Origin of the sequence: Levilactobacillus namurensis (genome assembly GCF_032197885.1) — a bacterium.
GTDB lineage: Bacteria > Bacillota > Bacilli > Lactobacillales > Lactobacillaceae > Levilactobacillus > Levilactobacillus namurensis_A.
The window spans coordinates 2,342,132-2,357,355 of sequence record NZ_CP134159.1; the positions used below are offsets into that span (position 1 = coordinate 2,342,132).

Genomic DNA, 15,224 nt, shown 5'->3' on the forward strand with positions numbered 1-15,224 from the left:
CTATTTACTATTATGAGGCAAATACTCACCATAATTTAAGCGTTACCAACCCCAAAAGCAGGTATACTTAGAGTGAAACTAATTAAGGGAGTGATTTACATGGGGCAATTAACGGGTAAAGTCGCCATCGTCACGGGAGCGGGTTCCGGTATGGGTCGGTCCATGGCCGAACTCTTTGCCAAGGAAGGCGCCAAAGTGGTCGCCGCTGACGTCAATCAAGACGGGCTAGACGAAACGGTCAAGGCCATCACGGATGCGGGCAATACCGCGACCGGTGTCCAGACCGACGTCACCAACGAAGCGCAGGTCAAGGCCATGGTCCAAACGGCGGTCGACCAGTACGGTCAATTGGATATCTTAGTCAACAACGCCGGCATCATGGACAACATGTCACCCGTCGGTAGCCTGACCACCGAACTGTGGGACAAGGTCATGACGGTCAACACCACCAGTGTGATGCTGGCCACCCGTGAGGCGCTACGCTTATTCACCAAGCAAAAGAGCGGCGTCATCTTGAACATCGCCTCGGTTGGGGGCATCGCCGGTGGCCGGGCCGGTGCGGCTTACACGGCCTCTAAGCACGCCGTGGTCGGACTGACCAAGAACACCGCCTACATGTACGAGAACCAAGGCATCCGGACCAACGCCATCGCTCCCGGTGGGATCAAGACCAATATCGCCGATTCAATGGGCGACATCAACCACGAGGGGCTGACCCGGCAAAGTATCGGCATGCCGCTCTCCCCTAAGCCGGGATCCGGCAACGAAATCGCGCAAACGGCGCTGTTCCTGTGTTCCGACGCGGCCAGCTACGTTAACGGGGTCATCGTCCCAGTCGACGGCGGTTGGACCAGCTACTAAACCGAATTTTAAAGGCGTTCCGGCTGACCGGAACGCCTTTTTTGAACGACCTAGAGATCTACACCGCCATCAACTGGGAGCACCTGTCCCGTCACAAATCCATTTTGCATCAGGTAAAGGTACGCCGACGCCACCTCAGCGACCGTGGCCACCCGCTTGAGCGGAACGTTCTGGCTGAACGCCTGGGCCTGAGCGGCGCGTTGGTCGGGCGTCATCTGCCGCCAAAGTCCCGTGGGCGTCCAGGTGGGCGCCACCGCGTTAATCCGGTAGTCCGGCGCTAGTTCCACGGCCACTCCGGCCACCAGGGTATTGATGGCTTGATTACCAATAATGGCCCCCGAGGCATCGTAGGGGTGGCCGCCCGCACCCGACGTCAGGATCAACGACCCGCCTGGATTCAGGTGCTTAGCCGCTAGCTTGACTAACTGTAAATTCGCGAAGAACTTGTCTTCTACGGCCTGACGGATTGCCGCAACCGAGTTGTCTAAGAAACCGCCACCCATGGCCCCGCCTAGAAAAGAAAGGACGTGGTCAAAATTGGGTTGGTTTTCCAAGAATTGCGTCAACTCGTCGGCATCTTGTGCATCCAACGCCGTCCCCGTGACCTGCTGCCCCGCCGGCGCCAAGGTCCGCACTGCCGTCGCAACGTGTTCTGGCGTATGACCAATCACGTGCACTTGTGCCCCCGCTGTAACTGCCTGACGCGCGGCCTCAAATCCAAACCCCGAAGTTCCACCAACAATTAAAATTCGCTTTTCACTTAATGTCATCCTCATCGACCACCTTTTGTTGAATATTCTCAGGATAGTCCAATCCTTTAAAATGTCCAAAAAATAACACGCTGACCCATTTCGGGTAAGCGTGTTATTCAGACTACAGTCTGCAAGGGTTAATGGCCTAGTGCTCGCGGTTTTTCCGCAATAACCAAGCGCCCAGTGTGGTCCCCGCTAAGGCTAAGCCCAAGAGTTGAGCCCAGCTGCTGTGTGCCTCACTGGTCTGAGGTAAGCCCATTCCGTTACCGTAACCCATCTTGGCTAAGAGTTGGGCCCGGACGGCTTCCAATTGGGCTACTAAAGTCGTTTGGTGGTTGGCTTTAGCCTGCGCAATGGCGGTATCGATGCGGTCTAAGAGGGCCTCTTCTTCAGCAAGCGTATCGGCTTCACCGAGTTCTTCTTCGAATTCCTCAGCTTCCGGTGCGTACTGGTGTTCATAGGTTTCCTCTTCGGCTTCCGCTTCGTCGGTCTCCTCGATGGAAGGCTCTTCAACCTCTGGGGCTTCCGGTTCCTCAACGTTAGGTTCTTCCGTCCCCGGCGTTTCGGTTCCTGGCTTTTCGGGTTCTTCCGTACCAGGTTTTTCAGGTTCTGGCTCTTCAGTCCCTGGCGTTTCTGGTTCTGGTTCTTCGGTACCCGGTTCCTCAGTTCCTGGTGTTTCCGGCTCTGGTTCTTCCGGCTCCGGTGCTGGTTCTGGGGCTTCCCCAGGAAGTGTCACGGGAATATCCGGATTTTCTGGCAGTTCCGGTTTCCCCGGGTAAGGCCGGTCTTGGAGGTCCCAACGGTGGGTTTCACCTCCGGCAACCGTAACCTTATCTGCAATGATGTTCCCATCTAAATTGTGATTGATCGTAACGTCCGCAGAAGGCGCTAAAACACTGCCTTGGAATGTGTTAGGCAGATTGTAAAATTTAAGTTGAACATTTAAGTAGACAGAAAAACCCATCAAGGTCTTTAATGGTGTTACCACACAATCCATTAGAAAGAAGGACCTTGATGAGCACCACTATTTTATCATTCCAGAACCGTGTTGTCATTGAAACGCTTCATAAGGAAGGACGTTCCTTGCGATACATCGCTAACTACTTAGACTTTAGTAAGACCACCATCTTTAACGAACTTCACCGGCTAAATAGTGAGTACCAGGCTGGGCTAGCGCAAACTGACTTTGAACGAAAGGTTAGTCAACGTGGGCGGAAGTCTTCGCTCACTAAAAACCTTAAACACTTGATCGAGGAAAAGATTCAAGTCCAGAAGTGGTCCCCTGAACAAGTTGCCCATGTGGTGGGGATTGCCTACAAGACAGTCTATAACTGGATTGATCAAGGATGGCTTGATATACAGTTGCCCGATTTGCCTGATCATGGAATTCGTCGTCATCGTGCTAAAGAAAAGCGTGGTACGTTCAATCACGGCCGCTCCATTGAGGAGCGGCCTCATAAAGTCGAAACTCGCCAGGAATTCGGCCACTTTGAAGCTGATACCGTACTTTCTGGTAAACGTAAAGGTCAAGCTGTGGCTACTTTTGTGGAGCGTAAAAGTCGCCTGACAATTGTTAAACGGCTCCATGGTCGCGACAGTCAGTCCATGACTCAAGCCGTACTTGAACTAGCTAGTCAACTTCAAGACAAGCTCAAGACGCTTACTGTGGATCATGATAAAGAGTTCGCTAACTACCAGACAATTGAACAGCTAACAGGTACTCAGGTTTATTTTGCCCATGCTTATTCACCACATGAACGCGGTAGTAATGAGAACCGTAACCGAGTTTTGCGACGGTTTATTCCCAAGGGACAAGCCATTGAAGAACTAAGTGATTACCAACTGGTTCAAATCAATTGGTATCTGAATTCACGGCCACTTAAATGTCTTAATTGGCATACACCAATCGAGATCTTCTTGCTTAATCTACGTCACTAAATTCGTTCAAGTTATTTCTTGCAATCTGCCGTTATCAAAAATTAGATTTCCAGAATATTGTTTATCGCTGGCAGTCCGATCAATAAAGTTCCATAACAGGTGGTTGTCCCCGAAGTATTCCGTTTCATGCGGAGCCCGTTCCGAACCATCACTGTAGACGATTTTAATCTGTGAGTTCATATGATAATCATCTTGGCCGTTAGTATCAACGTTAATGATTACTGTATTACCATTTTCATCAGGATCTAGACCCTTAATCGTTAATGGTCTATCCGCATTCAGAACTTCGGATGATAAGTTCAACACAATCCGGCCATTCTCATCAGGGGTCATTCCCGTTACGTCAATGACCCGATTGTTCTCGTCGGGGAAATCAGCACTGGTGTAGTCCTTGACACTCGGCCAATCAGCGACCTCGGTGTTGGTCTGCTTTAGCTTCGCAAATTCCTTAGCAAAGTCGATGTAGACATTGCCATTTTTATCCTGGAAGATTTCACCGGCCGTCAAGTGGCCCACTTCTACGTTGTTAACTTTAGGATGGCTTGGATCACTAATATCAATCTCAACCCCATCACCAAAGACAATTTTGTTATCCCGGGTCTCATCTTGGGTCACAAATGAACTGCTTGCTAATTTGTCAAAATCCTGTATGTACGAAATATCCTTATCCAACAAGGCTTCAATAATATTAGTTCCAAAGTTTACATTTGCATGTAATAAACCTACAGCAATATTTCCGTTAGTATGTGCTTGCAACGTGGCTTCGTTCGCAAAAATGTGGAAGTACGATGGAATTCCTAAAATGTTATATTCAGCATTCGGAAAATCATCATACACACTCCCCCCATCCTGCACGGCATCATTTGCCGTGGTTACGGGTGTTTGAGTCGTCACGGAGGCATTGGCCGCTAAGGTATCAGCCGAATTCGAGTTATCCGGGTTCGTCGCAGGATCAGCCGCCAACTTTAAGGATTCCGCCTGAATCTTTGGTGCGGATACCTCACCATCAGCCGTGGCATCTGTCTTGTCACCCTCGACTGAATCCTCATTGTCAGTTACCTGGTCTGAATCATTGGCGTTCTTATCCTGGTCCTCATTGGTAACCTCGGAACCCGTACTCTGAGATGAATCAGCGTTTTGCTCATTCGTCCCTTCCTGATTCGAACCATCCTGATTATCAGTCGTTAAATCCGGTTGGTTCTGATCATCTGTCGTCTCTTCAGACTGCTTATTATCCGAATTTGTGGTAGCGCCATCATTCGTCTCCGATTTCTCAGACGTGTCAGTGGACGACGTCTTCGTGGTGACCTGACTGCTTTCCGGCGTCTCACTAGAATTTGCCGTATCAGCGTGCGCCACCGTCGCCGTTCCCCCGAGCGCTAAGACCAGCGCACAGGCGAAGACCCACTTGCGTCCGCTCTTATACATTTTAAAATGGGTTTGTTTGGTTTCCATACGAATTTATCCCTACCTTTCTCAACAACGTTTACCCTTCCATTTTGGTCCTCTCGCGCCCAAGATTCAATATCATTGTAGAAATTATTCTTAATCAAAACTACTTATCTGGTCATTTATTTTCACAAAATTCCGTGACAGTTGGCGATGGCGCTTACAGTCCCTAAGTTTCCCGACCTTGTGAAGGTGTTGTCTGGCCTCTTCTCCCGCCCAATTTACGTGAAAAATTATAAATCATCAGTGGAATTTCGCATGGCCTTTCCGCACCGTTCCCCAGATAATAAGGGTAAGTTATAAGCAGTCGCTTTAAAATGTAAGCGCTATATTCTATAAAACTGGAGGTCTCGCTATGCAAGGATCAACCCAACTCAAACCACAAGACGTGATTGCCCCAATCGACCGACGACTCTACGGATCGTTCATCGAACAACTCGGACGGGCCGTGTACACGGGGGTCTACCAACCCGATCACCCCAGTGCGGATGAAGACGGGTTCCGGACCGACGTCATTCAAGCCGTCAAGGAATTGAACGTTCCCCTAATTCGTTACCCCGGCGGTAACTTTCTCTCCCAATATAAATGGGAAGACGGAATCGGCCCTAAGGACCAACGCCCCGTTCGGCTAGACTTAGCTTGGCGTGAGATTGAGACCAACCAATTCGGTATCCACGAATTCATGAAGTGGGCCGACAAAGTCAACGCCGTCCCCAACATGGCTGTGAACCTGGGGACCCGGGGAATCCAAGAAGCCGCCGAACTGGTGGAGTACTGCAACTTCCCGAAGGGCACCTACCTGAGTGACCTGCGGCGTAAGAACGGTGCGGAACAGCCCTTTGCCATCAAGACCTGGTGCCTGGGCAACGAAATGGACGGGCCGTGGGAAATCGGCGCCATGGACGCGAAGTCCTACGCCCACCTAGCCAACGAGACCGCCAAGGCCATGCGCCGGGTCGACGATTCCCTGGAGCTGGTAGCCTGCGGGAGTTCTTCCATGGACAACCCGACCTTTGGTAACTGGGAAGAGACCGTCCTCGACGAATGCTACGACAACGTGGACTACCTTTCACTCCACCGCTACTACGGCTACTACAACGACGATGATCCGACCGAGCTCGATAATTTTTTAGGCAAGAACCTCGATCTGGACGCCTTCATCAAGGGGGTCGTGGCCATGTGCGACGCGGTCAAGGCCCGGAAACGTTCCGATAAGACCATCAACCTGTCCTTCGATGAATGGAACGTCTGGTACCACTCCAACGATGCCGATACCAAGGTCACCCCTTGGCAGGTTGGCCCGCACTTGCTCGAAGACGTGTACAACTTCGAAGACGCACTACTAGTAGGAAGCCTACTGATGACGCTGCTGCGGAATGCCGACCGGGTCAAGATTGCTTGCCTGGCTCAGCTGGTCAACGTGATTGCTCCCATCATGACCGATAACGATGGTGGCGTCTGGAAGCAGTCCATCTTCTACCCGTTCATGCAAGTCGCCAACAATGGCCGCGGTGAAGTGTTAGTCGATCACAGTCAATCGCCGACCTACAACTCCCGGGAGTTCAAGGACATTCCTTACCTGGACACCGTGACGACCTACGACCAGGCCACCCAGACGATTACGGTTTTTGCCGAGAACAAACACCAGACTGAACCCTTGGACTTCGACTTGGACTTCACCGATTTCACCATCGATCACCTCCTCGAAGCCACCCAGTTTGCGGGTTACGGCGTCAAGGATGACAACCGCGACGGCCACATGCACTTACGGCCACTGGAGGCCGTCACCACTGCGGCGCACCACGCTAAGGTCACCTTAGCGCCCCTATCCTGGAACATGCTACGGTTCGCCGTGAAATAGGAGAACACCAAAAAACTCGACTCCCCCGCAGCGGGAAGTCGAGTTTTTTAACGCTTATTTGGGGCCGGATGGGGCGTCCGGCTTAGGAATACGTGATAGGGAATATGTTGTCTAAATTCGGTTTAACGGTGGCAAGTTGTTTTCAACTAACCCGGAGAAGTCTTCCAGCTCCCTACTTTTTCGTTTCTTTTTCCATCATTATCCAAGTAGACAAAACCCACAACTCCGAAAAGAAAATAGATAATGACAAAGATCTTTGGTATCCCAACAAAGTAAAAAATACAAAACAAACCAAAGTTAATTATCGAAAAGTAGTATTAGCTCTCATAACATCCCGTCACCTTACCCAGTTAGTTTTATGAATAGTCTCCTAAAAGTTAATGCCAAAACGTGTATCGAAAAACTATAAAAGAGCATACACATCTTCTATCCGTCTAAGCTTTTTTCCGCAAAAGAAAACTAATTATTCTATAAACACAGTAGTACGCGCTTGTGGCGCAAAATGAATTTGCGATTATCCAAACGACATTTTCAATGAACGAAAGCGTCGTGGATACCTGTAAATTCCACGTCACTAAAACGACTCCACTAAAGAACTCCACCCAGGGAGAACCACTTTTTTCAGATAATCGCTTCTTAAAGTTTTTTATCTTGGACAGATACCTTAATAGTATAAAGTTGGTCACAACCTCAATTATAAAAAGCGCAATTTTAATCCAGATCTTACTATCTAAAAAGATGGTTGACCCGATAGCCAACAATATACTAGTAAGAAATATTAATGATTCTTTTATCGGTATGACCATGACTTATAATTTCCTCCTTTAAAGTTAAAAATACAACCTTGCTTGAATGGTTTTTGGGTTCTAGTAAAAACTGTCGATAATGCCTCTTTTAATCCCCATCTAAGAAGAGGCCCCAATACTTTACTACCAATGGCACCTAAGGGTAAATCAGCAGATTTGAGTCCGTACAGAACAACCGGAACTTTTTGTACTTATGTATAATCGACAGTTCCCTTTGTGGCTTTACCATGCCAGATGATTTTTATCGTCCCTCGTTGTTTTGCAGTGGATTAATAGTTATTAATAATTTCATCAGCCTAGTCTTCGGCCACAAATTTAGGGTAGATTTGTTTCTGGTGTTCGCATGTGCCAGCGTAGTGGTAACATCAGACGCAACAAAAATTGATTCTAATAAAGCCGCTGAAAGAAAAATAGACGTTCCTGTATCCATCTTCTTCACGTAAGTACATCCCCATGCTATTTATGTGCCAATGCGCATTGGTGTTAGTTCAACGACAGTCATACGTTATTACAGATTTAATTACCCGTCAATGGCATTACCGGACGAATTCCCATCATCATTGACAGCGACTTTGGGAACTATTCGTCACTAAAATAGCGAGCCTCTAGGAATATCAAGCAGTGTTTTACGCTGGTAGTCCAAGCACTTAACTCACGGAACCCAACTATGTTTACCCAGGCTAGTCCCTAATTCAAATCGAATTTAAGATTAAAGCCAAAAAACTCGACTCCCCCGCAGCGGGAAGTCGAGTTTTTTTAACGCTTATTTGGGACCGGATGGGGCGTCCGGCTTAGGAATCGTAACAGGGAGTGTGTTGCTTGAATTCGGTTTAGCGACTGCGCCGCTTGAACCAGCCGAAGGTCAAGATGCTCATGACCAGCATCAGGCCACCTGCCAGGACACCCAGTGAGTTCTGCTTGCCGTTGGTCTGCGGCAAGTTGCTTTCAGTATCCGTCGATACCGCGTTGAGGTCCTGAGCATGGCCCGGTTGATCGTTGAGTTCCGTGGTCGGGCTCACTTGGTCATCCGCATCCCCGGCAGTCGTTGCCGTCAGATCAACCGTCCCATGGTCGGTCGCTGGTGCCGCTACCGGCGTGCTGATTGCTGGTTGGTCGGCTTGACCACCCGTTACGGGGTGCGTCACTTGCGTGGATTGGCCAGGTTTGTTCGGATGACTTTGGCTTGGTTTGTTCGGTTGGCTAGGTGCCGGCGTTACGGTTACCGTGCCATCCCCAGGCGTGGTCGTCGTACTCCCGCCTTGGTCGCCACTGCCACCATTTTGGGCGCCGCCTTGGCTACCACTACCGGAGTTATCGCCACCAGCCGCTGCGCCGCCGTTACCGGAACCACTACCGTCTTGGCTGCCGGTATCTGCACTACCGTTACCGGAGTCACCATTGCCGCCTTGGTTTTGGTTACCGGTGCCCGTACTACCGTTGCCCGAGCCACCAGCGTCGCCACCTTGACCGCCGCTCGCGTTGCCGTCGCCAGTACCGCCCGGAGTGCCGGTACCCCCATCGCCGGGAGTCCCGCTACCGTTGTCGCCCCCGTTACCTGGCTTGTCACCGCCGTTGTCACCAGTTCCCGGGTCGGATTGGTCCAGGGCGTAGACGTAGGTCACTTCCACGTCATCCTTGCCATACTGGCCCTCGGAGAATTGCGGGTGAGCGTCTTGGAGCGTGTACCCAGGAATCGTCAGGGGTTCCGTAGTGTAGGATTCCCCAACTTCGTGTCCGGATAAGACCGTGTCTTCCGCCAGCGTGTTACCTTCCCGGTCAACGTAATGGACCGTCACGATACCACCCAGATCCGCGTATTCATAAGGTTGGACCACCATGAAGTCCGGCGTCGACCCGCCGGTACTCCCCATCATGTAGTACTTGTCCGTCGGGTAGTTATCTGGCATTAACGGATCTCCTGCGGCTTGGGCGACCAGGTCCGTGTAGTACAGTCCCCCCTTGCCGTCCGGCGTCGCAGTTCCACCGTTGTAGAAGACCTGGTAAGCCAGTTGGTCGCCGTTAAAGGCCCACAACTTACCGCCCTTAGCGCCCATAGGTTTCAATTCAACCGTGGTACCGTCCATCTGCACACAGGTAATCGCCAGGTGGCCGGTCTTCTTGTTCTTATCAACCTTTTTCTTAGGTAACTCGATCACTTGACCCGCGAAGGTGGACATCTCATCGAACGACATCCCCTTTAATGGCGAGAAGTCAGAAATCGCGTTATGGGAGATCTTCAGGGACTTCAAGTGCTTCTTCCCGGCTAAAGGCGTCACGTCCTTGATCCGGTTGTTCTGCAGCCAGACATCTTCCAGGAACTCTAGATCCTTCAATTGCGAAATGTCTTCAATATCCCCACGCACATGAGAGACGGGGTATTCATTCAGGTTGGCTTCTAAGAAGATGTCCTTCAGGTTCTTGGCGTACTGTAGGCCTTCCAAGGAGAACGGCGTCTTACCGTCAATGTAGGTAAACCCGCGGATGGACGTCAGGAGTGCCATGTCTTCCTTGGTGATGTCACTGACGCTGTTCCAGGTCTTATTAGTTGGTAAATGGTGACTGTCATTTTGCAGGTCCGCTAAAATGATGGCCTGTAAGTGCTTGTTCGGCATCCACACGTTGATGTCGTCATCGGCCCGGTGGGTCTTCTTGGCCACCTGCTTCAATGGCGCGCTCATCGGCGTCGTCACGGTCGCTGATAGTGGGTCGTTGGCAGTTTGCACCGCTTGGGCCCCGGTCATCGGCTTGGTTGCCGCCACATCGTTGGCCGTGGCGGCTGATTCCACCACGCTAGCTCCCGTGCTAGGCTTGGTCATGGCCGTATCGTCCGTCGATTCCACCAGGTTTGCGCCGTTGCTAGGCTTGGTAGTCGCCGCGTCGTTAGTCTCTTCCGGCGTGCTGGTCGTCGATGGGTCGGCTGGTGCGACCACGTTGGCGCCGTCGCTAGGTTTCGTCGTCGCGTCATCCGTCGTTGGGGCCGTTACTTCAGGAGCGCTAGGCGTCGCTTCCTGCTGACTAACTGAATCTGTATTCGCAGTCGGCGCCGATTCAGTTGTCCCGGCGTCTAAACCAGCCGTCGTACTTGGGGCGGTCTGCTCAGGAGTCGTTGGAGTTTCTTCTACTGAGTTGGCTTCTGACTGGGCTGCACTTTCTTCTGTCGTGGACTCACCCGTGGTCGTGTCTACTGAAGCAGTCGAATCAGTGGTCGCCTGTTCCGTAGAAGCTTCCGCCGGATTAGCTGACTGTTCAGGCGTCTCTGCCGGGATTTCCGTTGATGACGTGGCGGTCTGATCCGCCACAGTAGTCGCCGTATCCGTCGCCGCTGCGGTATCGTCAGCCGCAACTGGCGTGATTGCCGTCGTTTCTGCCGAACTGGCTTGAGCGGACTGGGACGTCACTGCTACTGGTGCGGTTGGATTCACGGCATCGGCTTGTGCTGTGGTCATGGCAAGACTCATTGCCGTTAAGGTCACGGCCGTAGCACTGGTTAACCACCAACGTTTCTTGATCATGGGACGCTTGGATTGCATAGAATAGTTCCTCCTTAGTCGTTAGGGAAAGTAAGTTTTAGTTTTCGACCTGCCCGCTCATCGGGGTCGGTCAACATGTAAACAGTCTACTAAGTGAGCTATTCTACGTCCACCAATAATTTGGCCTGGTATAAGAAAAAGTATGGTTCACCATTCCGCTCAACTTATTTTCGCTGGCGGGCACTTGCTTGACGGCATTTCCGTTTATGGCCGTTAAATTAGGATTTTCTAATTGTTTGGTTGTAGACAATTTAAAATAAATTCTGTAATATTACGCCCAAAATTTCTAAGTTCCCTACGCAGTTTTGACCGGGCTTCCAATCACTTTTAAGTTTTCCCCCGATAGCTAAGACGCCTAACCTTTGGTTCACAAACTTCAGCCGCGCAACTATTTCCAGGCATCTCTGACCCAAACACCTCATCAATTCCTCAGCGTTTCTTCACCATTCTCGCTATGCGCTGGGTCCCGTCCGCCGAACGTTACCGGGACCTTAAAATGTGACGGCTTTGTTGCGCGGGCGTAACCGCAATGATAGTCACTCGACATCTTCCTGTAACCGTGATGCGCTATCTTAAGAGGTGAGTTCTTAACCAATGACTAAAATCAAAACTTACATATAAGGGATGGATAAAAACCATGAACATTAAACATGTCAGTTTCGCCGTTGCGGCCACCGCTGCGTTGCTTCCCATCTTCGGGATGAGCACCCCAGCTTCCGCAAATAGTAAAAACCAGATTCTCAGCACCAGCTACATGACCAACACAGCTTACGTGCGTAAGAGCGCGACCGGCTGGACCTACAACCTAGGTGGTACGGCGTCTAACCTGAAGTTCGGTCACAAGACCCACTACTTGAAGAACTACCCGCACACCACTTGGCACGCCACCCAAAAGCGGACCATCTTAAAGAAGAACGGGAACAAGGCCATCTACTATTACGTTACCAACGGTCGGGGGACGGCCTCCGGGTGGATCTGGCACGGTTACCTGCAAAAGAAGTCGACCGCATCCTTCGACCACACGGCAGCGACCACGACGACTTCATCGACCGCCGCTGACACGGCTAGCACCACCAGCACCACACAATCTGGCGACTACGCGACCCTGATTGCCAAGGCCAAGCAATACCTGGGGCGGCCCTACGTTTACGGCGCCAACGGCCCGAGTTCCTTTGACTGCTCCGGCTTCACCAAGTACGTCTTCAGCAAGGCCTTAGGCACCACGTTACCGCGGACCGCGCAACAACAATACAACGCTTACCAACACGTCAGTGCGGCTAACGCCAAGCCTGGCGATCTGATCTTCTTCGGGACTAGCAAGTCCAACATCACCCACGTGGGCATCTACATGGGTAACCACCGGATGATTGACGCCCAACTCCGCGGTGTCGTGACCGAAGCCACTAACGTTTCCTGGTGGCACACCGTGGGTTACTCCCGGCCCGTTAGCATGAGCTAAGCGCTCCCCCCCTCCTCAAATTACACTAAAAATCCCCGTTACCCGGATAATTCCAGGTAGCGGGGATTTTACGTCTGTTCTATTGAATCGCCGTTTGCGGCATCACGATACCAGCCGAACTGGCGGCGACCCAGTCCGGGTGGCCCAATTGCTTAAAGGCCGCACTGTTACCCGTGACGATAACCCCCGCAAACTTGGCGGTCTGCAAGGACGGGTAACGCTTAGCGTACTGTGCACCGAACTTGAACACGTCAAGGCCCCCGGTCCGCAGCGTTCCACCGAACTCCTGGTTCGCTTGCTTCAATGCAGACCGGAAATACCGATAGTTGGTGGTGGTCAGCCGTCCGGTCCCGGGCGCGCCATCGTCACCACCCGCAATCCCCAAGTAATCGTTGGTCAACTCGGGTGACGCGGAATCCTTCGTTCCAATCCAGTACCAAGCCGCCGTCAAGGACCGCGGTAATTTCCGTTGAATCGCCGTGTAAGTCAGCGGGTGCTTAAACGTTAGCGCCATTTCAGCGACCTGATGCGAGGTCCGGGCCACGGTCGCCAAGTCCTGTTGCCGCCGGGGGTCGGTCTTAGTTGGCCGCCGCGACACGTCGTAGAACTGGGGAACCCGCTGTTGCGTGATTCGGTCATAGACCCGGTCTTGCCGCGTATTCCCCCAGTCCGTGGCGTTGATTGCCGTGCCCAGCTCCGTGCCTAACCACGAATAATTGGTCACAGCTGGCGACCAAGCCACCCGCTGGCCCGCAATCTCCTTATACCGGTGGCTGACCACCTGGCCCCCCTGAATCGTGGTGTTGGCCAGGTAGCGGTCACTCGACTGCAGGTTCGGCGCCAGGATCTCCGCCGTAACCTGCAAATAATCCATGTCGCGGTCCGATGACTTGGCCGCTAGGTGTTGTAAGAGCTGATACCCGCTGACCACTAGGCCAAAGCTGACCACCACAGCAATCCCAATCGTGATGAGCCAGCGCTTCCAGCGTACCCGGCGCGCTAAGCGGTTAAATTCGATGTCCGTCTTCACGGTAAACCCTCCTCATAAGTCTCTCTAACTTGCGTTGTACCCGGTACACGCGCATCTTGGCCGCCCCTTCAGTGATATTTAGGGCCCGCGCTAACTGACGAAAGGACCACTCTTCCGAGTACCGGTGAATCAATAACTGGCGGTCCCGGGGCTTTAACCGGGCGAGCCCGCGTTGTAGCGCCTGGTCCGCCACCGTGGGCGGGGCACTCGGCGCCGGCGGCCGTTGCAGTGCCGGTCCTAGATACCGGTCGACTAACTGGCGATACCGTTGTCGACGCCGGTACGCATCTAGGTACGTCGACCAAGCCACCCGGTACAGGTACGGCCGGAGCTTTTCCGGCGGTAGGACCAGGTCGCTTTCCAAGACCTTCACGAACATGTCCTGCACGATGTCCGCTGCGGTCTCCGGGTCGGCCCCCCGACTGACCAAGTACCGCCGAATCTCAACGGCCAGCTGGGCCACCAGTGTCTCGTAATCTGCTAAATTCACGCTTCCTCCCCCCCTGCTCACTAAGTTAACGAACGACTTCCCCGTAAAGTCACGCTTTTTCCGCAATTCGTTGGCAATGATCTCCACCCAGTCTACCCGTTTGATTGGGCCACCGCGGGGTTCACGCAGTTTTAGAAGCTTCAGCCCACAAAAATGGGGCCTCAGAAAATAAATTTCTGAGGCCCCATTTTACGGAATGACAATCAACTCATTGCTCTAAGCGGGTGAAACACCTAACGCGTTCTTGGTGCCGTTTAGAATCTTGAAGAAGCCCGCCAACTCCTTCTTCCGGTACGATGCCGGCACAAATTCCCGAATGGTTTCCAAGTCGAAACCGGTCGCTAACTTGTTCTGGTCCACCACAATCGGGTTCTTTAAGATCCCCGGATTATTCTGTAAGAGTTCGACCAATTCATTCATGCCCATGTCCTGAACGGACGTTGGCAGAGCCTTGTAGGCCTTGGAACGGGTCGAAATCAAGTCATCAGTTCCTGATTCCGTCAGAGACAACATCTTGAGAATTTCTTCGCGGGTCAGCGCTTGTTTTTTAATATCTTGCGTGGTAAAGATTGCGTCGTGGTTAGCGAGCCATTTCATTGCTTTAGTCACCGCAGTGGTCTTCGCGTGAAAGTACATTTTAATCATAGAATCGCCCTCCAATTAGTCTGCCTGTCGATGAGGTACTTGAGATTAGCACTCTATTAGTTGAGTGCTAATTATGGTAACCATTGTACACCACAATCCTAGATGATGAAACCCATAATACTCGACTTAGCCGGCATTTAAGTAATTCTCAACTTTTAACAAACTAGCCATAGCCGCTAGGATTACCGTTATATCAAGCTTAGCAGGATAATCCGACGCTTCTTCGCCCGAAATTTGAAGATTTCTTGAAGATTGGAAAGGGTTTCATTTTTAAGGTCAAAAAAGGAACCATGGCCGTTCTTTTCAATTTATGGGATACCTGCTTGATTGATAGGATTCAAAACGGCAAGTTTTAAAATCTAGTTGGTCACTCTGGCAAGGTGAACTTTCGACCAGCAACTAA

11 protein-coding genes are annotated in these 15,224 nt (G+C 51.6%); 4 read left to right on the forward strand and 7 right to left on the reverse strand.

Annotation, left to right across the window (positions count from 1 at the left end; translation table 11 throughout):
• Positions 1-99: 99 nt before the first annotated feature.
• Positions 100-861, forward strand: a complete 762-nt coding sequence (locus RIN67_RS11235) for a glucose 1-dehydrogenase (RefSeq protein ID WP_024747518.1) — start codon at positions 100-102, stop codon at positions 859-861.
• Between the two features lie 50 nt (positions 862-911).
• On the opposite strand, the gene RIN67_RS11240 is transcribed toward RIN67_RS11235, so the two are convergent.
• Positions 912-1,637: an SDR family oxidoreductase gene (locus RIN67_RS11240; RefSeq protein ID WP_265000378.1), complete on the reverse strand. Its 726-nt coding sequence runs from the start codon at positions 1,635-1,637 to the stop codon at positions 912-914.
• 121 nt (positions 1,638-1,758) lie between these two features.
• Positions 1,759-2,610 carry a collagen-binding domain-containing protein gene (locus RIN67_RS11245; RefSeq protein ID WP_313872924.1) on the reverse strand — a complete coding sequence of 284 codons (852 nt, stop codon included), beginning with the start codon at positions 2,608-2,610 and terminating at the stop codon, positions 1,759-1,761.
• A gap of 17 nt (positions 2,611-2,627) precedes the next feature.
• Between RIN67_RS11245 and RIN67_RS11250 the strand changes: the two genes are divergently transcribed.
• Entirely contained in the window at positions 2,628-3,551 is a 924-nt protein-coding gene (locus RIN67_RS11250) for an IS30 family transposase (protein WP_313825859.1), read from the forward strand.
• A 6-nt stretch (positions 3,552-3,557) separates the two neighbouring features.
• On the opposite strand, the gene RIN67_RS11255 is transcribed toward RIN67_RS11250, so the two are convergent.
• Positions 3,558-5,006, reverse strand: a complete 1,449-nt coding sequence (locus tag RIN67_RS11255) for a collagen-binding domain-containing protein (protein WP_265000039.1) — start codon at positions 5,004-5,006, stop codon at positions 3,558-3,560.
• A 349-nt stretch (positions 5,007-5,355) separates the two neighbouring features.
• On the opposite strand from RIN67_RS11255, the gene arfA reads away from it, so the two are divergent.
• The gene (gene arfA, locus RIN67_RS11260; RefSeq protein WP_265000040.1) at positions 5,356-6,861 is read left to right on the forward strand and encodes an arabinosylfuranosidase ArfA; all 1,506 of its coding nucleotides are present in this window, start codon (positions 5,356-5,358) and stop codon (positions 6,859-6,861) included.
• Between the two features lie 1,636 nt (positions 6,862-8,497).
• Here arfA and RIN67_RS11265 read toward each other — a convergent pair.
• Complete coding sequence (locus RIN67_RS11265) at positions 8,498-11,197, reverse strand: MucBP domain-containing protein (protein WP_265000041.1); 2,700 nt, start codon at positions 11,195-11,197, stop codon at positions 8,498-8,500.
• Positions 11,198-11,834: 637 nt separating this feature from the next.
• Here RIN67_RS11265 and RIN67_RS11270 point away from each other — a divergent pair.
• Positions 11,835-12,656 carry a C40 family peptidase gene (locus RIN67_RS11270; protein WP_265000042.1) on the forward strand — a complete coding sequence of 274 codons (822 nt, stop codon included), beginning with the start codon at positions 11,835-11,837 and terminating at the stop codon, positions 12,654-12,656.
• A 79-nt stretch (positions 12,657-12,735) separates the two neighbouring features.
• Here the strand turns inward: RIN67_RS11270 and RIN67_RS11275 are convergent, their stop codons facing one another.
• The 3 genes from RIN67_RS11275 to RIN67_RS11285 form a co-directional block, all read right to left on the reverse strand.
• Positions 12,736-13,686 carry an anti-sigma factor gene (locus RIN67_RS11275; RefSeq protein ID WP_265000043.1) on the reverse strand — a complete coding sequence of 317 codons (951 nt, stop codon included), beginning with the start codon at positions 13,684-13,686 and terminating at the stop codon, positions 12,736-12,738.
• Positions 13,664-14,176 (reverse strand): RNA polymerase sigma factor, encoded by a 513-nt coding sequence (locus RIN67_RS11280; RefSeq protein WP_056944377.1) that lies wholly within the window; start codon positions 14,174-14,176, stop codon positions 13,664-13,666. Before RIN67_RS11280 ends, RIN67_RS11275 begins: the two co-directional genes overlap by 23 nt.
• A gap of 216 nt (positions 14,177-14,392) precedes the next feature.
• On the reverse strand, positions 14,393-14,821 hold the full coding sequence (locus tag RIN67_RS11285) for a Spx/MgsR family RNA polymerase-binding regulatory protein (RefSeq protein ID WP_024747505.1): 429 nt from the start codon (positions 14,819-14,821) through the stop codon (positions 14,393-14,395).
• Positions 14,822-15,224: the final 403 nt, after the last annotated feature.